Genomic DNA, 23098 nt, shown 5'->3' with positions numbered 1-23098 from the left:
GGTGTTGTCCCCTTGATGGCACCGCAAACCGCGTATGAAAGGTTCTCTGTGTCGGTTAAGAAGACAGCAGCCCCGGTTTCAGCGGAAGCCGGTACCACCACCACCAAGCGCAGAGCCGCACCCAAAAAGGCTGCCTCAAAGGCTGCAGCAGCCAAGACTCCGGCGAAAGCTTCAACGGATGCCGCGGTGGCCGTCGACCCGATCGACGAGCCCGTGGAGTCCATCGTGGATGCCGCGGTGGAACCGGACGCCGACGAAATCAAGCCCGACCCCGCCGAGGCGGAGGTCGGAACGAGCACCGGTTTCGTCTACTCCGACGCCGACGACGACGACGCACCTGCCCAGCAGGTCGTGTCCGCCGGCGCGACTGCGGACCCGGTCAAGGACTACCTCAAGCAGATCGGCAAGGTCGCCCTGCTCAATGCCGAGCAGGAAGTTGACCTCGCGCTGCGGATCGAGGCCGGACTGTTCGCCGAAGAGAAGATCGCCGCGGACCCGGACATGGATCCGAAGCTGCGCCGTGAACTCGAATGGGTCATTCACGACGGAAAGCGCGCCAAGAACCACCTGCTCGAGGCCAACCTCCGGCTCGTCGTCTCCCTGGCCAAGCGCTACACGGGCCGCGGAATGCTCTTCCTCGACCTCATCCAGGAAGGAAACCTGGGCCTGATCCGTGCCGTCGAGAAGTTCGACTACACCAAGGGCTTCAAGTTCTCCACCTACGCCACCTGGTGGATCCGCCAGGCGATCACCCGCGCCATGGCCGACCAGGCCCGCACCATCCGTATTCCGGTCCACATGGTCGAGGTCATCAACAAGCTCGCCCGCGTGCAGCGCCAGATGCTCCAGGACCTGGGCCGCGAGCCGACCCCCGAGGAGCTGGCACTCGAGCTCGATATGACCCCTGAGAAGGTCGTCGAGGTCCAGAAGTACGGCCGCGAGCCCATCTCGCTTCACACCCCGCTGGGCGAGGATGGTGACTCGGAGTTCGGCGACCTCATCGAGGACTCCGAGGCCGTGGTCCCCGCCGACGCCGTCAGCTTCACGCTGCTCCAGGAGCAGCTCCACTCCGTACTCGATACGCTCTCCGAGCGCGAGGCCGGCGTTGTCGCCATGCGGTTCGGCCTCACCGACGGGCAGCCGAAGACTTTAGACGAAATCGGCAAGGTCTACGGTGTGACCCGCGAGCGGATCCGTCAGATCGAATCGAAGACGATGTCCAAGCTGCGCCACCCGTCGCGCTCACAGGTGCTGCGGGACTACCTCGACTAGCACCCAGGCGGCGGGCCGTCTCCGGCCCGCCGCCTGCCAGACGTAAGAGCAGACATAGGAAAGGCCCCCTCCGGAGAGGGGGCCTTTCCTATGTGTTTTTCGAGACTGTACTTATTGAGACGGGTGACCGGCGTACCGGCCACGCTGCACGCGGCGGACGGGCCGCGGGCACCTCAGTCTTCGGAAACGACCGGCTTCTCGCGGAGCCGCTCGGTCTCGTCCTGCCACTCGGAAGTGAGCGGCCGCAGGTTCGCTTCGACGGACCGTGCATGGTGGCCGCAGAAGAGAAGCTCTCCACCGGAGGTTGAAAGGACTGCGCGCACGTAGGCCTGGGCTCCGCAGCGGTCGCAGCGGTGCTGGGCGGTAAGTTCTCGGGTTGCTACTGCAGTACTCATGAATGCCTCCTCATGTGGATCGTGTATTCATATAACCATTATTCGTTGCCGTTTCTTCGCAGGGTGGGTTTTCTTTCGCTCCCGGCGTACGAAGGGCCCGTCTTGACACTGCTGGAGGTGCCCGGGATCACAGCCGGAGCCGCAGGCCCGGCCGGGCCTGCACAGCGATGTCGGTGCCGGGTAATAAGCTTGACCCTGGTGTCCAGCGGCCGATTCCGGGCGTTGGGTTCCTCACTCCAGCCACGCGTCAAGGAGATCACCCCAACGTGACCCCACTCAGTTCCGACTACACCGCACGCCATCTCTCGGTCCTCGAGGGCCTTGAGGCCGTCCGCAAGCGGCCGGGGATGTACATCGGCTCGACGGACTCCCGCGGGCTGATGCACTGCCTGTGGGAAATCATCGACAACTCGGTCGACGAGGCCCTGGCCGGGTTCGGCCAGAGCATCACCGTGATCCTCCACGCCGACGGGTCGGTCGAGATCCACGACGACGGCCGCGGCATCCCGGTGGACGCCGAACCGAAGACCGGGCTCAGCGGCGTCGAGGTGGTCTTCACCAAGCTCCACGCCGGCGGAAAGTTCGGCGGCGGCTCCTACACCGCCTCCGGCGGCCTCCACGGCGTCGGCGCCAGCGTGGTCAACGCGCTGTCGGCCCGGCTCGACGTGTACGTTGACCGCGGCAGCAAGACCTACAAGATGTCCTTCCGCCGCGGCGAGCCCGGCCGCTTCCTCGATGGGAAGACGATCTCGCCCACCGCCGAGTTCGAGCCTTTCCTCGACAGCTCCCGGCTCGACGTCGTCGGCACCACCAAGCGCGGTGTCACCGGCACCCGGATCCGCTACTGGGCCGACCGGCAGATCTTCACCCCGGACGCGAAGTTCTCCTACGAGGAGCTCGAGACCCGCGCCCGGCAGACCTCCTTCCTGGTCCCGGGCCTGCGGATCACCCTGCGCGACGAGCGCCGCATCCCCGGCACCCCCGGCGAGGCCGGCCCGGTCGAACAGGTCTTCCAGCACGACGGCGGCATCTCCGAGTTCGCCGAGTTCCTCGCCGTCGACGCCGCCGTGACCGACGTCTGGCGCATCCACGGTTCGGGCCGGTTCAAGGAATCCGTTCCCGTCCTGGACGAGCGCGGCCACAGCCAGATGGCGGAGGTCGAACGGGACTGCGAGGTCGACATCGCGCTGCGCTGGGGCATCGGCTACGAGACCACCATGCGCAGCTACGTCAACATCATTGCCACCCCCAAGGGCGGCACGCACCAGAGCGGGTTTGAGCAGGCCCTGCTGAAGACCTTCCGCAAGGTGATCGAGGCCAACGCCCGCAAGCTCAAGGCCGGCAACGACAAGATCGAGAAGGACGATGTGTTCGCCGGCCTCACCGCCGTCCTCACCGTCCGCCTGGCCGAACCGCAGTTCGAGGGCCAGACCAAGGAGATCCTCGGCACCTCCGCGGTGAAGGCCATCGTGGCGAAGGTCGTGGAGAAGGAGATCACCGCCCGGCTGAACTCCACCGCACGCGCCGACAAGGCCCAGTCCGCGCTGCTGCTGGAGAAGGTCGTCGCGGAGATGAAGTCGCGCATCTCGGCCCGCGTGCACAAGGAGACCCAGCGCCGCAAGAACGCCCTCGAGACCTCCTCCATGCCGAGCAAGCTCGCCGACTGCCGCATCGACGACCCCGAACGGTCCGAACTGTTCATCGTCGAGGGTGACAGCGCGCTCGGCACGGCCAAGCTCGCCCGGTCCTCGGACTACCAGGCGCTGCTGCCCATCCGGGGCAAGATCCTCAACGTGCAGAAGGCCTCGGTGGGCGACATGCTCTCCAACGCCGAATGCGCGGCGCTGATCCAGGTGGTCGGGGCCGGCTCCGGGCGCAGTTTCCAGCTCGATGCCCGGCGCTACGGCAAGGTGATCCTCATGACGGACGCCGACGTCGACGGCGCCCACATCCGCACCCTGCTGCTGACCCTGTTCTTCAGGTACATGCGCCCGCTCGTGGAGGCCGGCCGGGTGTACGCCGCGGTGCCGCCGCTGCACCGGGTGGAGGTCATCAATCCCGGGTCCAAGCCGAACGAGATGGTGTACACGTACTCGGAGAACGAGCTGCACCGGCTGCTGGCCGCAATGGAGAAGTCCGGCAAGCGCTTTAAAGAACCGATCCAGCGCTACAAGGGCCTGGGGGAGATGGACGCCGCCCAGCTCGCCGAGACGACCATGGATCCGCGTCACCGGACGCTGCGCCGGGTGCGGATCTCCGAGGCCGAGTCCGCCGAGCGGGTCTTCGACCTGCTGATGGGCAGCGATGTCGCACCCCGGAAGGACTTCATCGTCGCCGGCGCTGCGACTCTGGACCGGGACCGAATCGACGCCTAGCGCCCAATCGACGCGCCCGAAAGCGACGCCCGCGCCCGAAAGCGACAACTGAGCCGCATATTTCCGGTACGGGTGTCGCTTTCGGACAAGTGTGTCGTGACGGGCACGTCCAGGATGCCCAGGGCGGCCTCACCCGGGCAGTGCGGGGGCGATCAGCAGCAGGGGAGGGAAGACCAGCAGCAGGCCGGCCGAGCCCAGGGCGACGGCGCGCTGTAGGGCCGTCAGGGGCCGCAGGGGGGTCAGCAGCCGGCGCAGGCGCTGGACCGAGGTGCTCCAGTCCTCGGCCATGGTCCCGCGGTCCGGTGCAGGCAGCTCCAGCCGGGTCTCCGCCGACGGGGCGGTGTCCGCCACGGCCGGCGACCCGGCGGCGACGATCGCGATGGCCCGCACGAGGGTGCCTTCGTCGACGTGCTTGAGGGCCTGGTCATCGGCCAGCATCTCGATCAGCTCCGTCACGGCGACCTGCGCCAGCTGCGAGGTGGGCAGCCATGGCAGCGCGGAACGCCAGGCGGCGAACGCCCACAGGAGCAGGTGGTGGCGCTGCTGGAGGTGGGCGTTTTCGTGGGTCAGGACGGCGTTGAGTTCCTCCTGGCTGAGCATCTCAAGGAGTCCGTCGGACAGAACGGTCACCGAGCGTGCCCCGCCGGGAAGGCAGTAGGCCACGGGCGTGGGGTGATTGATCACCAGGGTCGCGGGGGAGTCCTTCACCGGCGAACTGAGCAGCCGCAGCATGCTGCGGTGGCGTCGGCGCTGGCGCTGGATGCGGATGAAGGTCAGCATCAGCGTGAAGACGAGGTGGACGCCCAGCAGGCTCGCCGCGCTCAGGGCAAAGACGTGGATGATTCCGAGGGTCTCTGCCGGCTTCTGCTCCATCAGCACGTTCCACAGCCCGATGGAAGCCGACACGAGGTTATCGCCCAGCGGGGCCAGCCCCCAGACGAGCATGGCTCCGATCATCGAGAGCCCGCCGGCGAGGGCGATCGACTGCCACAGGACCATGGCCGTGAAGGGGGAGCGCGCCGGCCAGCGGGCGCGGGAGAGCGCAATGGGCGCCGGCCACGCGAGGAACACCGCGAGGGCCGCCAGAAAGTATGACGCCCAGACCACTGGGGCCTAGGCGCCGAGCAGCCTGCGCAGGGTCTGCGCCTCTGACTCGGAGACGCTGCCGATGAAACGCGCAAGCACCGCCTCCCGGTCGGGCGCCTTGGCGAACACTTCGTGCATCAGCTCGGCGGTGTGGTCGGCGCGGCTGGTGACCGCCTTATACCGGTGCGGCCGGCTGTCGCGCTCGCGCTGGACCAGGCCCTTCTTCTCCAGGCGGGACAGAACGGTCAGCACAGTGGTCACGGCGAGCTCGCGCCCGGTCTCGGCGCCGGCCGGGACGACGGCGATCGAATCGCGCAGCTCGTTGGCCGTAAGTGCCCCGGATGTTGACCACAGCAGGTCCATCACTGTGCGTTCGAGGTCTCCGAGGGTTGCCATGATCTTCCTTCTGCGAAATCCGATGGTGCTTGTGGTGCGTACTCGCCAGTGAGGCAGGTACAGGATACAGCTCTACAGATTAAAGGATACCGCTTTTGGCCGCCGGTTTCTACGCCATGTAGAAGCCTGCCGAAATTTGTTCTACGCTATGTAGAAGAACTTTTCTACACGACGTAGAACAACGGCCGCGCAGCCCGCGGTGTACGCGAAAGGGTTTCATGGAAGCCTTGGAAATTGCCCGGTGGCAGTTTGGAATCACCACCGTCTACCACTTCCTGATGGTCCCGCTGACCATCGGCCTCGGCCTGCTGGTCGCGGTGATGCAAACCCTTTGGTACCGCACGGGCGAGGCGTCGTATCTGCGGATGACGCGCTTCTGGGGCAAGCTCTTCCTGATCAACTTTATTATGGGCGTGGCCACCGGGCTGGTGCAGGAGTTCCAGTTCGGCCTGGCCTGGAGCGAATACAGCCGGTTCGTCGGTGACATCTTCGGCGCACCTCTGGCGCTTGAGGCCCTGCTGGCGTTCTTCGTGGAGTCGACCTTCCTTGGCCTGTGGATCTTCGGCTGGCAGCGCCTGCCCAGGCTGGTCCACCTGCTCTCCCTGTGGGCCGCGGTCCTCGCCTCGGTCCTCTCCGCCTACTTCATCCTCGTGGCCAACTCCTGGATGCAGCACCCGGTCGGGTACGAACTCGTCGACGGCCGACCCGTCCTGAACGACATCTGGGCGGTGCTGACCAACAACACCGCGCTGGTGGCCTTCCCCCACACGGTCTTCGGTGCCCTGGCCGTCGCCGGGGCGTTCCTGCTCGGCATCAGCTGGTACCACCTCTGGAAGCGCCGCCACGACGGGATCGACACCGTCGACGCGTCCGGCCGGGTCCAGATCGGCACTGCGGCCGCTCCGTCACGGGACGCCACCGACCACCGGGTCTGGCTGCGCTCGGCCCGGCTCGGCGCCGTCGTCGCCATGATCGCGTTCGCCGGCACCGCCGTCTCCGGCGACCTCCAGGGCAAGCTCATGTTCGAGCAGCAGCCCATCAAGATGGCGGCTGCGGAGGCCGCCTGCCACGACGGCACCGGATTCTCCGTGCTCTCCGTCGGCAACCTCGGCTCCCAGAGCTGCGACGACATCGTGGCCCTCATCGAGGTCCCCGGCGTCCTCTCCTTCCTGGCCAACGGCGACTTCACCACCGAGGTCAAGGGCGTGAACACCCTGGTCCCCGAATACCAGGAGAAGTACGGGACCCACCTGCCCGACAACCCCATCTACGGCGACCGCGCCGGCGCCGAGATCGACTACCTGCCCGTCCTCGAGGTCACCTACTGGGGCTTCCGCATCATGATCGGCTTCGGCGCCATCGCCGCCCTCGCCGCCGGCATCGCCTTCTGGGTGCTGCGCAGGGGCACCGTCCCCGAGTCGCGCTGGCTCATGCGCCTTGCGGTCTTCGGCATTCTCGCCCCCTTCGGTGCGAACGCCGCAGGCTGGATCTTCACTGAGATGGGCCGCCAGCCCTTCGTCGTCGCACCGAACCCCGACTTCGCCGGCGTCGACAGCGTGTTCATGTTCACCGCCGCCGCCGTCTCCCCGGGGGTCACCGTGGCCGAATTGCTCACCTCCCTGGTGGCCCTCGCCTCGGTGTACGCGGTGCTGCTGGTCATCGAGGTCCGCCTGCTCTTCACGTACGTCCGCGGCGGAGTGGCCTCGGCCATGCCCGAGCTTGCTCACACCCCGGCTGACCCCGACGGCGGGTCCGGTCACCGGGCCGACGACGCCGACGTCCTCTCCTTCGCGTACTAAGCGCCGCTCTCCGCGGCCGAGACAGAAAAAGGTACCCTGCATGTCCGAGGCTCTTCCCACCCTCTGGTTCGTCCTCATCGCCGTCCTCTGGGTCGGCTACCTCTTTCTCGAGGGCTTCGACCTTGGAGTGGGCATGCTGATGAAGCTCGTCTACCGCACCGACTCCCAGCGCCGGGTGCTGCTGAACACCGTGGGGCCGGTCTGGGACGGCAACGAGGTGTGGCTGATCACCGCCATCGGCGCCACCTTCGCCGCGTTCCCCGCGTGGTATGCGTCCCTGCTGTCATCGCTCTACCTGCCCTTCACCGCCGTCCTGCTCGGCCTGATCTTCCGGGCCGTGGCCTTCGAGTGGCGCGGCAAGGTCGACAGCCCCGCGTGGCGGAACCGCTGGGACTGGGCCATCGCCCTGGGGTCCCTGACGGCCGCCGCCGGCATCGGCGCGGCGCTGGCCCTGACCACCACCGGCCTGCCGATCAACGCCAACGGCGACCGTGAAGGCGGCCCCTTCGCGTGGTTCAACGGCTACGCGCTGCTCGGCGCCGCGGCCGTGGTGCTCTTCTGCCTGGTCCATGCCGCCGCGTTCCTGGCGCTGAAGACGGAGGGCGGCGTGCGCGGCACGGCGCTGCGGGTGGTGCGGCGGTTCCTGCCCTTCGCGCTGCTGCCGATGCTCGCCTGGGCACTCACCGTGCAAATCCGCGGCGGAACGATGCTCACGGCCCTTGCGCTGGTCCTTGCCGCCGGCTGTGCCGCCGCGTCCTGGCGCTCGGCACGCGGGAACCGCGACGGCCGCGCCTTCGCAGCGCTGGGGGCGGCGATGGTGCTGATGGTGGGCGCGATCTTCGCCGCCGCCTTCCCCGTGGTGCTTCCGTCGACCCTGGACCCGCTGTTCGACCTGACGTTGGACAGCGCGTCCTCCTCCCCGTACACGCTGGGCCTGATGAGCATTGTGGCGGCGTTCGGGCTGCCGCTCATCCTGGCCTACCAGGGCTGGACCTACTGGGTCTTCCGGCGCCGGATCTCCGAGCGGAGCATCCCTGCGGCCCATGCCGTGACCCCGCTGTGAGCGCCGCCGGAGGGCACGCCACGGAACGACGCCGCCGGGGTCCGGAGTCGCCGGCCGGTCCGGTTGGCTCCACGCCCGCCGTGTACCTGCTTGGGATCCTGGCCGCCGCGAAGGCCGCCGGCCTGGTGCTCGTGGCCTCGGCCCTTGCCGCGGGGATCGCCTCCCTCGCGGACGGAGGGCTCGAGCCGGGGCCGCTGCTGGCCCAGGGTGCCGCCGGCGTCGTGCTGCGCACCCTGGCGGCCTGGGGCCAGGACGTCACCGCCGCGCGGCTTGTCGTCGGAGTGAAGGAACGGGTGCGCTCCGCCGCCCTGGCACGCGTCGTCGGGGACGGCGGCAGCGCCGTCCTGCCGGCGGGTGCGGGCGGGGACACCGGTCCCGGCACCCCGGTGGCCGCCGGGACCGGGGCGCTGAGCGTGCTGCTGACCCGCGGCCTCGACGGGCTCGACAAGTACTACACCCAGTACCTGCCCGCGCTGGTCACCTGCGCCGTCGTGCCGCTGCTTGTCGGGGTGAGGATCCTCGCAGCGGATTGGATCAGTGCCGTGGTGATCCTGCTGACCGTCCCGCTGGTGCCGGTGTTCATGATCCTGATCGGACTCCACACCGAGGAGCGCACCCGGGACGCCGCGACTGCCCTCGCGCGGCTTTCCGACCACCTGGTGGAACTGGCCCGGGGCCTGCCGGTGCTCGTGGGCCTGGGCCGGGCGGCGCAGCAGACCCGGGCCCTGGCGGACATCGCCGACCGCTCCTCTGCGCGCACCATGGCCACCCTCCGCACCGCGTTCCTGTCCTCCCTGGCCCTCGAACTCATCAGCACCATCTCGGTCGCCGTCGTGGCCGTCTTCGCCGGGGTGCGCCTGATCCACGGCGACCTCGGGCTGGAAACCGCTCTCCTCGCCCTGATGCTGGCCCCCGAGTGCTACACGCCCCTGCGCGAGGTGGGGGCCGCCCACCACGCCAGCGAGGACGGCAGGGAGGCCGGCGGGCGCGTCCGCGCCATCCTTGAGGCTCCGCGGCCCATCCTTGAGGCTCCACAGTCCGTCCGAGGGACGCGGACGGACCGGGCCGCCGTCGCTGTCTCCGACCTCACCGCGCGGTTCGCGGGGGCCGGCCGCCCGCTGTTCACCGGGCTCACCTTCAGCCTCGCCGAGGGACGCATCACGGCCCTGACCGGGCCGAGCGGCAGCGGCAAGTCCACCCTGATGGCCATGCTTGCGGGCACGCCGGCCGTGCCCGGGCTTGAGATAACGGGCACCGTGTCCGGTGCGGCGCCCGGCTCGGTGGCCTGGGTGCCCCAACACCCGGAGTTCCTCTCCGACACCGTCAGGGAGGAACTCGCCCTGTACGCCGGGCTGCCCGCCGGCGATCCGGCGCTCGCCGACGGGCTCGCAGCGGTCGGCGGGCGGGAACTGCTCGGCCGTCGGACCGGCGAATTGAGCCCCGGCGAGGCGCGCCGGGTCGCCGTCGCCCGCGCCCTGCTGCGCGCCCGCCACCAGCCCGGGGTGCGCCTGCTGCTGCTCGATGAACCGACGGCGCACGTCGATGCGGCCTCCACCGAAGCCATCCGCGGCGTCCTGCGCCGGCTCCGCGGAAGCCTCACGGTGCTGCTGATCGCCCACGACGGGCAGACCGCCGCGCTCGCCGATGCCACGATCGTCCTCGGCGGGCCCGCCTCCGTCGCGGGCAGCGTCCCCTCCACTGCACTGGTCCACGCCGTGGCCGGGCCCGGTGCAGTGGCCGCTGCTGCGGAACCGGCCGCCTCCATGCAGCCGTTCGCCGTTGTGCAACCGGGCGGTACCCACCCGGGCGGCACAGGGGCGGTCGCCCACCCGGGCGGCACAGCGACGGACACGACGGTCGACGACGCCGGTTCCTCCGGCGCCGGCCGTTCCGGTGTCGGGCGTCGCGTCTCGGGCACCACTGCCGGGCAGGCCACCGCCCCGGAGGTTCCCGCCGTGGGCCTGCGGGCGGTGCTGACCCTGGTCCGGCCGTGGGAGCCGCGGTTCCTCGGCGCCGCCGGCCTCGGCCTGGGTTCCTCCCTCTTCGCCGTCGCCCTGACCGCCGTCTCCGGATGGCTGATTGTGCGGGCGGCCGAGCAGCCCCCCATCCTGTACCTGCTCACGGCCATTGTGGGGGTGAGGTTCTTCGGCATCGGACGCTCCCTGCTGCGCTACTGCGAGCGCCTCGCCCTGCACCGCGCCGTCTTCGCCCGGGCCGACCGGGTGCGCCTGCGGGTATGGGAGGGGCTGCTGGGCCGGTCCGAATCCTGGCGGACGCTCGCCCGCGGCTCCGGCGGCATCGAAACCCTGGTCGGGGATGTTGACGAATTGCGCGACCTGACCCCCCGGGCGGTCCTTCCACCTTTGACGGCGCTCCTGACCGGGGCCGCGGCCATCCTGACGACGGCCCTGCTGCTCCCCGCGGCGCTCGGCTGGCAGCTGGCGGTCACCGCCGCGGCGCTGGTGGCGGCACCGGCGGCGGCGGTCCTGGCCGACCGGGCCGCCGGTGCAGCCAATGTGGTGCGCCGGGCCGAGTCGCTGGCGCACACGGCGCGCCTGCTGCGTGCGGCCCCTGACCTCGCGGTGAATGATGTCGCCGGCAGGGCGCTGAACCGCTGGAAGGCGCTGGACCGCGGTGCCGCCCGGGGGCTGCGCCGCGTGGCGTGGGCGGCCGGCACCGGGCAGGGCCTCGTCGTGCTCGCATGCACCGCCGGCGCGATCGGCGTGTTGACGGTGTCCGCCGGCATTCCGGCCGAAACCACGGCCGTCATCGCCCTGATGCAGCTGGCGCTGATCGAACCCTTCGGGGCCGGTGCCGCCGCCGTGCAACACTGGGGGCCGCTGCGCGCCGTCGCCGCTCGGCTCCATCCGGTCCTCGCACCGGACCCCGCAGGGCAGGACGGCCCCGCATTCTCCGGAACCCGGCCGGGCCGCGCCGGAAGGAACGCTGCGGTCCGGGGCCGGCGGGGTTCCACCGGAGCCCGCCGCGCTGCCGGCGCGCCCGACCCCGGGCAGACCGCCGCCGCGGGACCCGCGGGACCCATCCGGTCCCTGGCGTTGCAGGACGCGGCGGTCGCTTACGGTCAGGGCGAACCGGTGGTCTCCGGCGTCTCACTCACCCTGGAGCCGGGCCGCTGGACGGCGCTGACGGGGCCCTCGGGCAGCGGCAAGTCGACCCTGATCGGCGCCCTGCTCGGATTCCTGCCGCTGAGGTCCGGAAGCCTCCTGGTGAACGGCAGCGGAGCGGCCGCCGGCGATCCCTCACTGCGCAGGATCGCCTGGTGCCCCCAGGAGAGCCACCTGTTCAACTCGACACTCCGGGCCAACCTTCAGCTCGCCCGCAACGACGGCACGCCCATCCCCGAAGCGGAACTCACCCGGGTCCTGCACGCCGTCGGCCTCGGCCCCTTCCTCGACGGGCTCGAGGAGGGTCTGGACGCTCGCGTCGGCGCGGGCGGTACCCGACTCAGTGGAGGCCAGCGGCAGCGGCTCGCCGTCGCACGGGCCCTGCTGACCGAGGCCGACGTCCTGCTGCTCGATGAACCCACCGCACACCTCGACCAGGCCGGCGCCCATGACCTCCTGCGCGATCTGCGCCGGGGACTGACGGACAAGGCCGTGCTGCTGGTTACCCACGACGCCCAGGAGGCGGAGCTTTGTGAGGAGGAGGTGCTGATCGGGCGGCACGCCGGCCGGGATGTTCTCCCCGGCGGGGGTGACCTACGCTGGGCCTATGAGCCCGTTTGAGCGTTCCGCCCTGCCCGATTCCCTCACCTGGCGTCCCATCACGATGGAGGACATCGCTCAGTGGCACGAGCTGATCCTGAGGATGGCGGCCGAGGACAAACCCGACTGGATCGAGGACCGGGCCGACCTTGAGCAGGCGCTGGCGTCGTCGAAGAACGATCCGCGCAAAGACACCCTGCTCGGCCTCGACGCCGACGGTACCGCCCGTGCCTTCGGCCGGATCATGATGAACCCTGGATCGGTGAAGGCCCACAGCGCCGGCGGCGTCGACCCGGCCTGGCGGCGGCGCGGAATCGGGCGGGCGGTCTTCGCCTGGCAGGAGCGCCGGGCACGGGAGCGCCTGGCCGGTGCCGGCGTCGAGGGCGGGGTGCTGCGGACGTACGTCGAGGAGCGGAACCCCTCCCATGTGGCGCTGCTCGAACTCACCGGGAGCACTGTCGTGCGCTACTTCACCGAAATGACCCGCCCGCTCACGGAGCCGATCCCCGAGCTCGCCTTCCCGGCGGAGCTGGACCTCGTGACCTTCGATGAGGCGATTTCGGACGAAGTCCGGCTCGCGCACAACGACGCCTTCGCGGACCACTGGGGCAGCGAGCCGCGCGACGAGGAGTCCTGGGGCTTTGTCACCGCCCATCCCGAGTTCCGGGCCGACTGGAGCCTGGCGCTCGTGGAGAGGCAGACCCGATCGGTGGCCGCCTACCAGATGGCCAGCTTCGATCCCGGCTCCCGGGAACTCCTCGGCCGGGCCGAAGGCTACACCGACCTTCTGGGGGTCCGCCGCGCCTGGCGGGGCCGCGGTCTGGCCCCGGCGCTGCTGGCGGAGGCCATGCGGCGCTTCCGTGCGGGCGGCATGGACAGCGCCGGGCTGGGCGTCGATACGGAAAACCCCTCGGGCGCCCTGGGCCTGTACGAGCGGATGGGGTATGTGCCGACGCAGCGCTCGCTGGCGTTCGACCTCACCGTGACCTGACGGGCGGCGGGGCAGAGGCCGCGCCCGATAGCGCCCCGCGCGCCCGAAAACGACAGCCGCGCCCGAAAACGACGGGTGTACCCGTTATTTCCCGTTCGGAGGTCGCTTTCGGGTGCGCTGGTCGCATTCCGGTTCGCTCGCAGCCGATGCTGGCCGCGTCCACGCCACCGAAGGCTCCGTTATGGTGCCGGACCCGGAAGAGGTCTACGCAGCCGAATACGACCGACGCCCCCGAATACGACGGTCGCGCCTGATATTTCGGGCCCGGATGTCGCTTTCGGACGCAGCGGACGTCTTGACGGGGGATCATCGCCATCGGGTGCGCCGGCCGCTTCAGGAGCAGCCCGGCCGCTGGCCGGCGCCGGGAAGGGCTACGCCGGAGCCGCCGGCCCGCCGTCCTCCGCCGCCGGCCAGGACAGTGCCGGACCGATGACGTCGATCTGCTGGGTCAGGGCGATCCCGGACCCGTCGCGCCGGCCGTGTTCGGTCGGCAGGGCCCGCGCCACACCCGTGGAAGACGCCGCCTTCGCCGGTCCGTGCCCGGCCCACGCCAGCGCCAGGCCGTCCTCGCCGCTGAGGAAGCGGTGGGCCCGCACGCCGCCGGTCGACCGGCCCTTCGCGGGGTACTCGGCGAAGTCGGTGACCTTCACCGACCCCGGGGAGGTGCCGGGGAGGGCACCACTGGAGGTGGCGACGGTGACGACGACGGCGGTCGGGTCCGCCGCAGCGACCACGCTGAAGGACAGCACCGAGTCACCCGCGGCGAGCTTGATGCCGCTCATGCCTCCGGCCGTCCTGCCCTGCGGGCGCACCGCCGAGCCCGCGAAGCGCAGCAGCTGGGCCTGCCGGGTGATGAAGACCAGGGCGTCGTCCTCGCCGGCGGGGGCAACGCCTACCACGGTGTCCTTCGGCTTCAGTGCGATGATTTCCCAGTCGTCCCGGTTCAGCGGGTACTCGGGGGTCACCCGCTTCACGACACCCTGGGCCGTGCCGAGCGCCAGCACAGTGTTCAGCGGCGCCAGGCCGACGAGTGTCTCCCCGCGCTCCAGGGTGATGAATTCCTTCGCGGGCACCCCACCGGCAAGGTTGGGCACCCCGGCGCTGGGTGGAAGGGCCGGCATGTCCATGACCTGCAGGCGGATCATGCGTCCGCTGGAGGTCACCGCGGCGATCTCGGCCCGTGCCGTGGTGGGCACGATGGAGCGGAAGGCGTCGTGCTTGATCCGCTGCCCGTCCATGAGCGGTTCACGGTCGGCGGTCCGCGCGATCTGGCCCGAGGCCGAGAGCACCGCCCAGACCGGGTCGTCGGAGATTTCCAGCGGCAGCACCGCCTTGGCACCCTTGCCGGTGGCCTGGGGCAGGGCCGAGCCCTTCAGCGGTGCCGCGGCCTCCGACTCCAGCAGCACGGTGCGGCGCGGCGTGGCGAACTTTTCGGAGATGGCGCCGAGCTCGTCCGACACGAGGGTGCGCAGGAGCTCCTCGGAGGCAAGGATCCGCTCGAGCTCCTCGATCTCGCGGCGCAGCTGGTCCTGCTCCTTCTCCAGCTCGATGCGCGAGTACTTGGTGAGCTGGCGCAGCCGCAGCTCGAGGATGTGGTTGGCCTGGATCTCGGAGAGGTCGTAGATCGACATCAGCCGCTCCCGCGCGGCGGCCGCCTCGTCGGAGGAACGGATGATCTGGATGACCTCGTCGATGTCGACGATCGCGATCAGCAGGCCCTCGACCAGGTGCAGGCGGTCCTTCTTGCGGCCCAGCCGGTAGGCGGTGCGCCGGCGCACCACGAGGATGCGGTGGTCGACGTACACCTGGAGGAGCTCAAGCAGCCCGAGGGTGCGGGGCTGGCCGTCCACCAGGGCGACATTGTTGATGCCGAAGGAATCCTCCATCGGGGTGTGCCGGTAGAGCTGGGCGAGGACGGCGTTGGGGTTGAAGCCGTTCTTGAGCTCGATGACCAGGCGCAGCCCGTGCATGCGGTCGGTCAGGTCGACGATGTCCGAGATGCCCTGGAGCTTCTTGGAGGTCACCGCGTCCTTGATCCGCTCGATGACCTTCTCCGGGCCCACGGTGTAGGGCAGCTCGGTGACAACCAGCCCGGTGCGGCGGGCCGAAAGCTGCTCGATTTCCACCTTCGCCCGCGTCTTGAAGGACCCGCGTCCGGTGGCGTACGCATCGCGGACCCCGGCCAGGCCCACGATCTTGCCCCCGCTGGGCAGGTCGGGCCCGGGGATGAAGCGCATCAGGTCCTCGAGCCCGGCGTCGGGGTGGGCGATCAGATGCCGGGCGGCGGCAATGACCTCGCCGAGGTTGTGCGGGGCCATGTTGGTGGCCATGCCGACGGCGATGCCGCTGGCGCCGTTGACGAGCAGGTTCGGGAACGCCGCCGGCAGGACTTCGGGCTGCATCAGCTGGTTGTCGTAGTTCGGCACGAAGTCGACGACGTCCTCGTCGAGGTGGTCCGTGAGGCTCAGGGCCGGAGCGGCGAGCCGGGCCTCGGTGTACCGGGGGGCGGCCGGGCCGTCGTCGAGGGAGCCGAAGTTGCCGTGACCGTCGATCAGGGGCAGGCGCAGGGAGAAGTCCTGGGCCATGCGGACCATCGCGTCGTAGATGGCGGCGTCACCGTGCGGGTGCAGCTTGCCCATGACCTCCCCGACGACGCGGGCGGACTTCACATGGCCGCGGTCGGGTCGCAGGCCCATGTCGGTCATCATGTACAGGATGCGCCGCTGCACAGGCTTCAGGCCGTCGCGGGCGTCGGGGAGCGCGCGCGAGTAGATCACCGAATAGGCGTACTCGAGGAACGAGTCCTGCATTTCGGACTCGACATCGATGTCGATGATGTTTTCGGTGAAGTCTTCGGGCGGAGCTGTTTTTTGGCGCCTGGCCATAGCGGTGGGGGTTCCTCAACTTGGATCTGCGGGCATTTCGTTGGCGGGCCCGGACGCGCTACAGACGCGCGCCGACGTTGCCCACTACGCTGAGTCTATGGTGGCCGACGGACATTACCCCGAATATTGGGAAGCCGATGTCGTGCTGCGCGACGGCGGGACGGGCCATCTGCGGCCGATCGCGCCCTCGGATGCGGACGCCGTCCAGGCCTTCCACGGCCGGCAGTCGGAGAACTCGATCTACCTGAGGTTCTTCACCTACAAGGCCACGCTGAGCGCCAAGGAGCTCAAGCGCTTCACCGAGGTCGACCACCACGACCGGGTGGCGTTCGTCATCACCCGGGGCGAGGACATCATCGGGATCGGCCGCTACGACCGGCTGGACGACCCCACCGAGGCGGAGGTCGCGTTCAACGTTTCAGACGCCTACCAGGGCCGCGGGGTCGGCTCGATCCTGCTCGAGCACCTCGCCGCGGCCGCCCGGGAGAACGGCATCCGGCGCTTCTCCGCCGAGGTGCTCCCGGAGAACCGCAAGATGATCACCGTTTTCGCCGAGGCCGGCTACGAGGTCGAGCGCCACTTCGACGACGGCGTCGTCGAGCTCCGCTTCGACATCGACGCGACGCGGAAGTCCCGCGCGGTGATGGAGGCCCGTGAACACCGGGCGGAGGCCCGCAGCGTGGCGGGGCTGATGAGCCCCGCTTCGGTCGCGGTGATCGGCGCCAGCCGCCGGTGGGGGAGCGTCGGCCACGCCCTCCTTGAGCACATCACCGACGGTGGGTTCGCCGGCACGGTGTACGCGGTCAACCCCGAGGCCTTCGAGCTCGGCGGCGGAGTCTCCTATGCCTCGGTGCGCGAGGTCCCCGGCCCGGTGGACCTGGCCGTCATCGCCGTGCCGAAGGACCAGGTGGATCGAGTGGTGGATGAATGTGCCGCCGCCGGCGTCCGCGGCCTGCTGGTGGTCACCTCCGGGTACGCCGAGGACGGCGCGGAGGGCCTGGCCCGGCAGCGTGCCCTCGTGGCCCGGGCCCGGGCACAGGGCATGCGGGTGGTGGGCCCGGCCTCGCTTGGGATCGTCAACACCGACCCCGAGGTGCGCCTGAACGCCTCGATGGCCCCGGCCCTGCCCCGGCGCGGGGGCCTCGCCCTGTTCAGCCAGTCCGCCGGGCTCGGGGTGCTGCTGTACTCGGCCGCGGCCCGCCGGGGGCTCGGGGTGTCCTCGATCATCTCCGCAGGCAACCGGGCCGACGTCTCCGGCAATGACGCCATGCAGTACTGGGAGGACGACGGCGCCACCTCGGCCGTGGCGCTCTACCTTGAGACGATCGGCAATCCGCGCAAGTTCTCCCGCATCGCCCGGCGGCTCGCGCAGACCAAGCCGGTGATCGTGGCAAAGTCACCCGTGACGGGCCTGCAGCTGCCGCCCGGGCACGCGGTGCGCACCACGCAGGCCCCGCCGGCCGCCCTCGACGCGATGCTGCGCCAGTCGGGGGTGATCCGGGTGGAAACCACCGAGCAGCTGATGGACGTCGCCTCGATCGTCGCCTCCCAGCCGCTGCCGGCCGGGCCCGGCATCGCCGTCTTCTCGAATTCCGCCGCCCTGGGCAAGGTGCTCGCCGACGCCGTGGCCGCCCAGGGGATGGCGGTGGCCGCCGTCGTGGCGGACCTCGACCTCGACGCGGGCCAGTCGGCCGCCCTGCTGGCCCTTGAGGCCGCGGTGGCCGGGGCGCTGGCGCGTGAGGACGTGCACGCGGCGATCGTCACCACGCTTCCGGCCCTGGGCCTGCCCGCTGAAACCATCGCCGCGGTCCTTCAGGCCTGCGGGGAGGCCGCGGGCAAGCCCGTGGTCGCCTCCTTCGCCGGCGTGCTCGACCCGCAGCAGCAGCTCGACGGCCTCGTGGGGGCCTCCCCGGCGGACCCGGCGGACCCGGCGGTTGCGGCGTTTCCGGCGGCGGATGAGGCACGGGCGGGAGCAGGGCTGCAGCGCGGGCTTCCGGCCTTCGCCAGCCCGGGGGCAGCGGTGGCGGCCCTGGGCGCCGTCGTCGCCTACACCCGCTGGCGCGCCCGGGATCACGGTGAGTTCGCCGAGCTTCCCGGGACGGACGATGACGCGGCCGCCGAGCAGCTCGAGGGAATCCTCGGTCGGGTCAGCGGCGTCGGCCTGACGCGGCTGAGCGCCGAGGAGAGTGCGGCCCTCCTCGGCCACTACGGGATCGCGGTGCTGCCCTCGGCTTCGTTCGACTCCGCCGACGAGGCCGTGAAGGCCGCCGACCGGCTCGGCTGGCCGGTGGCGTTGAAGACCACCGACGAGCACCTGAGGCACCGCCTCGACCTCGGCGGGGTGCGCCTGGGTATCGAGGACGCGGAGGCACTGCGGGCCAACATCGTCTCGATGGAGAAGGCGCTCGCCCCGTTCGGCAGCTTCGGCATGGAGGTGCAGCCGATGGCGCCCTCGGGGCAGGCGTGCACCCTGCGCGCAATCGAGGATCCGCTCCTGGGCCCGGTGCTGTCCTTCGGGCTGGCCGGGGACGCCGTGAACGTGCTCGACGACTGGGCGCACGGTGTTCCGCCCCTGACCACCGTCGATGTGGCCGACCTGGTCCGTGCGCCGCGGGCGTCGCGGAGGCTCTTCGGCTACCAGGGCCTGCCGCCGGCGGACACCGCAGCCGTCGAGGACCTCCTGGCGAGGGTGGCCCTGCTCAAGGACAACCATCCCGAGATCGCCCTGCTCGAATTCAACCCCGTGCTGGTGGCCACCTCGGGCCTGGCGATCCTCAGCGCCACCATCGACGTCGGCAACCCGCGGCAGCGCACCGACAGCGCCCGCCGGGCGATGCGGGACTGACCGGACTCATCCGCCGACCTCCGGCGGTTAGGCAGAGCGGAGGCGGGTAGGGGAAACTGGGAGCATGACCCTTTCGCTCTCCCCGCAGCGTCGGAACCTCGATTCGTCCCTTGAGCGCGCCGGCTTCTACCCGCGGCTGGTCGCCGACGTGGTGCACGATGCCCTCGACGGACGGGAGCCGCTCTCCCATGTGGTGCACCTTGAGACCCACTTCGAGCGCACCGAGGTGCACCGCCACATCACCGTGCTGGTCCTCACCGAGGACATGCTGGTCATCACGCACGTCGACGATCAGCAGCTCGACGACGCCGGTGAGCAGGTCACCGCCCAGATCTCCACCGAATCGGTTCCCGTGAGCCAGATCCGCTCCGTCGTCCTCAGCTACCTCTACGCCCAGCCCCAGGACTACAAGCCCTCCGACCCGGCACGGGAGATGACCCTGGCAATCGCCTGGTCCGGCGGGCAGCGCCTCGACATGGGCCCGGCCTCCTGCGGGGACCCGCAGTGCGACGCCGACCACGGCTACACCGGCACGATCGCCCAGGAGGACATCGTGCTGCGCGTCAGCGCCGAGGCCGACGGCGTGCAGGCGGTCCAGAACGCGAAGTCCTTCGCCCGCGCGCTGCGCAAGGTGAACACCGCCAGCTCCGTGGGAAGCGGCGCCGTCCTGACCTCCGACGGCACCGGACGCCGCCAGTCCGGCTTCGCCGGACGGTTCACGCGGGCACCCCACGGGCGGTAGAGGGTCCGTGACGAGCCTTTCGACGCACCTCGAACCTCTCCCTGCGCCGCCGGCCTACGGCGCCGGCACCGTAGGGGAAGTCCTGACCAGCGCCGCCGCGTGCCTCGGGCTCGGGGGGTTCGGCAACGCCCTCGGACTGCCGCCCTCCCGGCGGGTCTGCGTGGTGATGGTCGACGGACTCGGGCTGTCGCAGCTGAAAAAACGCGGAGGACACGCCCCGTTCCTCCGGTCGCACCTTGAGGGCGCGCGCACCCTCGGGTCGGCGTTCCCCTCGACCACCGCTGCCTCCCTGGCGAGCCTGGGCACCGGCCTGCCGCCGGGGCTGCACGGCATGGTCGGGTACGACGTGCTCGACCCCGCGCAGGACAAGGTGGTCAACATGCTCGGCAACTGGGACGACGGCGTCGACCCGGTCACCTGGCAGCCCCACCCCACGGTGTTCGAACGCGCCGCCCGCGACGTCCCGGTCGTTACGGTCAGCCAGCCCCGCTTCGCCGATTCCGCCATGACCCGCGCGGCGCTGCGGGGCGGGAGCTTCCTCGGCGCCGGCACGCTGCAGGCGCGGGTGCGTGGCGCCGCCGAGCAGCTCGCCGGCGCCGACACCATGCTCATGTACTTCTACCTCAACGACCTGGACAAGGCCGGACACCGCCACGGCTGCGCCTCAACGGACTGGACGGACCGGCTTGAGGACCTCGACTCGGCCATGAAGTCCCTGGCCCGGCAGATGCCGGCGGACACCCTGCTGCTGCTGACCGCCGACCACGGGATGGTCGACGTCGCCGAGGGCCAGCGCTTCGACTACTCCGCCCGGCCCGCCCTCGTCGACGGCATTGCCCACACCGCCGGCGAGCCGCGGATGGTCCACCTCTACTTCGAACCGGGCCTGGACGCCGCCGGCCCGGAGCGGCTGCGGGCGGCCTGGCAGGAGGCCTTCGGGCGCCAGGCCTGGATCCTGACCCGCGGGGAGGCGGTGGCGGCCGGCCTGTTCGGGCCCACGGTCGACGCCTCGGTGCTGCCACGGATCGGAGATCTGCTGGTGGCCGCCCGCGAGCCGATCGCCCTCTTCGACACCCGGCGCACCTCCGCCTCCGCCCTCGAAGTGATCGGCCAGCACGGGTCAATGACCCGCGCCGAGCGCGAGGTGCCGCTGCTCACGCTGCGCCGGCCTGAACCCGTCCGGAAGGCCCCCGCCCGGCGCGGGGCGAAGCCCACCCCCGAAAGGCCGAACCATGGCTGAACTTCTGTTTTTCTGCGGCACGATGGACTCCGGAAAGTCGACCCTTGCCCTGCAGATGGAGCACAATCACCGCGCCCGCGGCCGGAAGGGCGTGCTGTTCAGCTCCCATGACCGGGCCGGCGAGTCGATGATCTCCAGCCGCCTCGGGCTGAGGACGCGCGCCGTCGAGGTGCACCCCGACACCGACTTCTGGAGCGAGGTGACCGGCCGGCTCACGCAGGGTGGGCGGGTGGACTACCTCATCTGCGACGAAGCCCAGTTCTACACCGCGGGCCAGATCGACCAGCTGGCGCGCATCGCCGACGACATGGACATCGACGTCTTCGCCTTCGGCATCACCTCGGATTTCAAGACGAGGCTCTTCCCTGGTTCCCAGCGGCTCGTGGAGCTCGCGGACCGCATCCAGGTACTCCAGGTCGAGGCCCTGTGCTGGTGCGGGAAGCGAGCAACCCATAACGCGCGCATCGTGGACGGCACCATGGTCGTCGAGGGGGACCAGATGGTCGTCGGCGACGTCGAGGCGGCGGCCGATCCCGATACCGCGGTGGAAATGCCCCGGTCCGCCGGTGCGGCGGAGCCGGTCACCGAGTACGAGACGTTGTGCCGCAGGCACCACATGCGCCGGCAGACCTCACGCGCCTCGAACGCCTTGGTGGGCAACGAACTGCCGCTGCCGTTCGAACCGGCCCCGGAGACGGAGCCGGCGACGCTCTAAGGCATCGGAGCGGTGTCGGGGATTGCCGGGCGCTCCGGAGCCGGAGGGGTTCGGGTGGGAACCCGGTCCTGGAACCCTTAAGCCCCTGCCGCCCGCCGGTACGCGCGGGTCGGGTCCGGTCAGTCGCCCTTGGTGCCGAAGACGATCTGGTCCCAGCTGGGCACGCTTGATCGCTTGGGCTTGATGCGCCGGTCCGCCGGTTCCTCGGCCTTGGCCGCGGCACCGCCGTCCCTGCCTTTATCGCCGGACTGCTCCCGGCGGTCGCCCGGGCCTGCCTCGGCGGGCGTCCCGGACGCGCCGGAGGTGTCCCTGCCCCGGGGAGCGTCTGCGGGTGCTGCGCCCTCCTCGTCGGCGGCGCGGACCGGCACGGCAAAAATGCTGATTTCCCGGGTCTCGGTGCTGACCCCGTGGTAGAGCCGGGGCGAGCCGTCGGCGTGGAGATCGGGGTCCTCTTCTCCCTCCCGCGGCGGGGGAGCAAGGCTCAGCCCCGGGGGCAGCGAGCCGTCCTCGGCTTCGAAGCTGTCGCGGGGATGCGCCGCGGGAATGCTTCCCTTGGTCAACAGCTCGGCAAGGTTGTCATCGCTGTCCTCGTCGGCACCGAGCCGCTGGCCGCGGCGCGAGCGCAGGACATCGAGCAGGCCGTCGGCATCGTCGTGCGCCTCGGCGGGGGGCTCGTCGGCCTTCTCGGCCTCGAAGTCGAACACGCGGTCCGCGACGGCGCTGAGCCGGCGGTTGGGGAGCGGCCCGTCGAGCGGCTCCAGTTCGCTCAGCAGCTGCGCCCACCGGTTGGCGTTCACCACCGTCTTGCGGGAGGGGTTGAACGTCCACTGCGCGGGCGGTTCCTCTCCGACGTTCACTGCGGAGCTTTCGGGGAGCTCGAACCGGGCCACGACGGTCCAGGCGCCGTCGGTTCGCCGCCAGGAGTCCCATTCGATGTTTGCGGCTTCGACCCCGTAGGCCTCGAGCCGGAACGCGACCATCTCTCCGAGCTGGGCCGGGTTGTCGCCGAAGGCGGAACGGTAGCCGTCGTGGGAGGGAAGGGGCGCTGCCACCTCGACGCGCTGGGCGAGGTACGCCATGTAGTCGCGCTCGGCGCGCACGGGACCCTCGTACCGCAGGATGTGGGAGAGCTCGAGCCCCGACTCATCGGCGATCCCCTGGGCCGTCGCACCGCTGCGGATGCGGGCCTGGATGTCCCGCGGCGTCAGGTGGGTCGATGGGCCGGTCCGGCCGGTCGGTGAGGGCGGGGCGGCAGGAGCGACCCGCGTCGACTGACGGGACGCTGCCGCTCGAAGGGCTTCGTCGATCGGCAGACGAAACGTGGCTCCTCCGTCGCCGCTTAACAGCAGATGATCGCCATCCACACCAACCAGGCGCAGCTCCTGCATTAAAATCCTCCAGCCGACAGTAATTACTAGTCGAAACTCTGCCACTGAATGCCCGTCATTCCTACTACACCCCGTGGTGTGGCGCAGTTTCTTGGCCTGCGGCAGGCAGGATGCGGACGCCGGCGCCCCACCCGCCGGTTCGCCCCGTCCGACACGGCGGGCGCCGGGCAGCGGCCCCGGA

General features: G+C 70.5%; 15 protein-coding genes. 10 read left to right on the top strand and 5 right to left on the bottom strand.

The window, feature by feature from the left end; translation table 11 throughout:
* Positions 1-15 precede the first annotated feature (15 nt).
* Positions 16-1272, top strand: coding sequence for an RNA polymerase sigma factor (locus E2F48_RS15380; RefSeq protein WP_425455791.1), 1257 nt, complete (start codon positions 16-18; stop codon positions 1270-1272).
* Positions 1273-1445: 173 nt separating this feature from the next.
* On the opposite strand, the gene E2F48_RS15375 is transcribed toward E2F48_RS15380, so the two are convergent.
* Positions 1446-1667 (bottom strand): DUF7455 domain-containing protein, encoded by a 222-nt coding sequence (locus E2F48_RS15375; RefSeq protein ID WP_120169620.1) that lies wholly within the window; start codon positions 1665-1667, stop codon positions 1446-1448.
* Positions 1668-1933: 266 nt separating this feature from the next.
* Between E2F48_RS15375 and E2F48_RS15370 the strand changes: the two genes are divergently transcribed.
* Positions 1934-4042 (top strand): DNA gyrase/topoisomerase IV subunit B, encoded by a 2109-nt coding sequence (locus E2F48_RS15370; protein ID WP_120169618.1) that lies wholly within the window; start codon positions 1934-1936, stop codon positions 4040-4042.
* 129 nt (positions 4043-4171) lie between these two features.
* Here E2F48_RS15370 and E2F48_RS15365 read toward each other — a convergent pair whose 3' ends face one another.
* Both E2F48_RS15365 and E2F48_RS15360 read right to left on the bottom strand, forming a co-directional pair.
* On the bottom strand, positions 4172-5149 hold the full coding sequence (locus E2F48_RS15365) for a M56 family metallopeptidase (protein ID WP_133404824.1): 978 nt from the start codon (positions 5147-5149) through the stop codon (positions 4172-4174).
* Between the two features lie 6 nt (positions 5150-5155).
* Positions 5156-5524: a BlaI/MecI/CopY family transcriptional regulator gene (locus E2F48_RS15360; protein ID WP_133404823.1), complete on the bottom strand. Its 369-nt coding sequence runs from the start codon at positions 5522-5524 to the stop codon at positions 5156-5158.
* A gap of 218 nt (positions 5525-5742) precedes the next feature.
* Between E2F48_RS15360 and E2F48_RS15355 the strand changes: the two genes are divergently transcribed.
* The 4 genes from E2F48_RS15355 (at position 5743) to E2F48_RS15340 (ending at position 13102) form a co-directional block, all read left to right on the top strand.
* Positions 5743-7323 (top strand): cytochrome ubiquinol oxidase subunit I, encoded by a 1581-nt coding sequence (locus tag E2F48_RS15355; protein WP_133404822.1) that lies wholly within the window; start codon positions 5743-5745, stop codon positions 7321-7323.
* 40 nt (positions 7324-7363) lie between these two features.
* Positions 7364-8386, top strand: coding sequence for a cytochrome d ubiquinol oxidase subunit II (cydB, locus tag E2F48_RS15350; protein WP_133404821.1), 1023 nt, complete (start codon positions 7364-7366; stop codon positions 8384-8386).
* Between the two features lie 80 nt (positions 8387-8466).
* Positions 8467-12132 (top strand): thiol reductant ABC exporter subunit CydC, encoded by a 3666-nt coding sequence (gene cydC / locus E2F48_RS15345; protein WP_165968794.1) that lies wholly within the window; start codon positions 8467-8469, stop codon positions 12130-12132.
* Positions 12119-13102 (top strand): GNAT family N-acetyltransferase, encoded by a 984-nt coding sequence (locus tag E2F48_RS15340; protein WP_246019106.1) that lies wholly within the window; start codon positions 12119-12121, stop codon positions 13100-13102. The genes cydC and E2F48_RS15340 overlap by 14 nt, the downstream gene beginning before the upstream one ends.
* 371 nt (positions 13103-13473) lie before the next feature.
* Here E2F48_RS15340 and E2F48_RS15335 read toward each other — a convergent pair whose 3' ends face one another.
* The gene (locus E2F48_RS15335; protein ID WP_133404819.1) at positions 13474-15987 is read right to left on the bottom strand and encodes a DNA gyrase/topoisomerase IV subunit A; all 2514 of its coding nucleotides are present in this window, start codon (positions 15985-15987) and stop codon (positions 13474-13476) included.
* A gap of 97 nt (positions 15988-16084) precedes the next feature.
* On the opposite strand from E2F48_RS15335, the gene E2F48_RS15330 reads away from it, so the two are divergent.
* The 4 genes from E2F48_RS15330 (at position 16085) to E2F48_RS15315 (ending at position 21529) form a co-directional block, all read left to right on the top strand.
* Positions 16085-18832, top strand: coding sequence for a bifunctional acetate--CoA ligase family protein/GNAT family N-acetyltransferase (locus E2F48_RS15330; RefSeq protein ID WP_133404818.1), 2748 nt, complete (start codon positions 16085-16087; stop codon positions 18830-18832).
* A 64-nt stretch (positions 18833-18896) separates the two neighbouring features.
* A complete protein-coding gene (locus tag E2F48_RS15325) occupies positions 18897-19574 on the top strand; it encodes a DUF5998 family protein (protein ID WP_133404817.1) in 678 nt (225 codons plus the stop codon).
* 7 nt (positions 19575-19581) lie between these two features.
* Complete coding sequence (locus E2F48_RS15320; protein WP_133404816.1) at positions 19582-20814, top strand: alkaline phosphatase family protein; 1233 nt, start codon at positions 19582-19584, stop codon at positions 20812-20814.
* Positions 20807-21529, top strand: a complete 723-nt coding sequence (locus E2F48_RS15315; RefSeq protein WP_133404815.1) for a thymidine kinase — start codon at positions 20807-20809, stop codon at positions 21527-21529. Before E2F48_RS15320 ends, E2F48_RS15315 begins: the two co-directional genes overlap by 8 nt.
* A gap of 119 nt (positions 21530-21648) precedes the next feature.
* Here E2F48_RS15315 and sepH read toward each other — a convergent pair whose 3' ends face one another.
* On the bottom strand, positions 21649-22917 hold the full coding sequence (sepH, locus tag E2F48_RS15310) for a septation protein SepH (protein WP_133404814.1): 1269 nt from the start codon (positions 22915-22917) through the stop codon (positions 21649-21651).
* Positions 22918-23098: the final 181 nt, after the last annotated feature.

The sequence above is a fragment of the Arthrobacter crusticola genome (assembly GCF_004357995.1).
Classification (GTDB): Bacteria; Actinomycetota; Actinomycetes; order Actinomycetales; family Micrococcaceae; genus Arthrobacter_D; species Arthrobacter_D crusticola.
Note: the sequence above shows the minus strand (reverse complement) of the source record. Positions and strands in the feature narration are given on the sequence as shown.

Excerpts from the sequence above, each read along its gene's own strand:
- E2F48_RS15380 (WP_425455791.1), top strand. The coding sequence starts at position 16 with ATGGCACCGCAAACCGCGTATGAAAGGTTCTCTGTGTCGGTTAAGAAG.
- E2F48_RS15375 (WP_120169620.1), bottom strand. The coding sequence starts at position 1,667 with ATGAGTACTGCAGTAGCAACCCGAGAACTTACCGCCCAGCACCGCTGC.
- E2F48_RS15360 (WP_133404823.1), bottom strand. The coding sequence starts at position 5,524 with ATGGCAACCCTCGGAGACCTCGAACGCACAGTGATGGACCTGCTGTGG.
- E2F48_RS15355 (WP_133404822.1), top strand. The coding sequence starts at position 5,743 with ATGGAAGCCTTGGAAATTGCCCGGTGGCAGTTTGGAATCACCACCGTC.
- cydB (WP_133404821.1), top strand. The coding sequence starts at position 7,364 with ATGTCCGAGGCTCTTCCCACCCTCTGGTTCGTCCTCATCGCCGTCCTC.
- E2F48_RS15340 (WP_246019106.1), top strand. The coding sequence starts at position 12,119 with ATGAGCCCGTTTGAGCGTTCCGCCCTGCCCGATTCCCTCACCTGGCGT.
- E2F48_RS15335 (WP_133404819.1), bottom strand. The coding sequence starts at position 15,987 with ATGGCCAGGCGCCAAAAAACAGCTCCGCCCGAAGACTTCACCGAAAAC.
- E2F48_RS15330 (WP_133404818.1), top strand. The coding sequence starts at position 16,085 with ATGGTGGCCGACGGACATTACCCCGAATATTGGGAAGCCGATGTCGTG.
- E2F48_RS15325 (WP_133404817.1), top strand. The coding sequence starts at position 18,897 with ATGACCCTTTCGCTCTCCCCGCAGCGTCGGAACCTCGATTCGTCCCTT.
- E2F48_RS15315 (WP_133404815.1), top strand. The coding sequence starts at position 20,807 with ATGGCTGAACTTCTGTTTTTCTGCGGCACGATGGACTCCGGAAAGTCG.
- sepH (WP_133404814.1), bottom strand. The coding sequence starts at position 22,917 with ATGCAGGAGCTGCGCCTGGTTGGTGTGGATGGCGATCATCTGCTGTTA.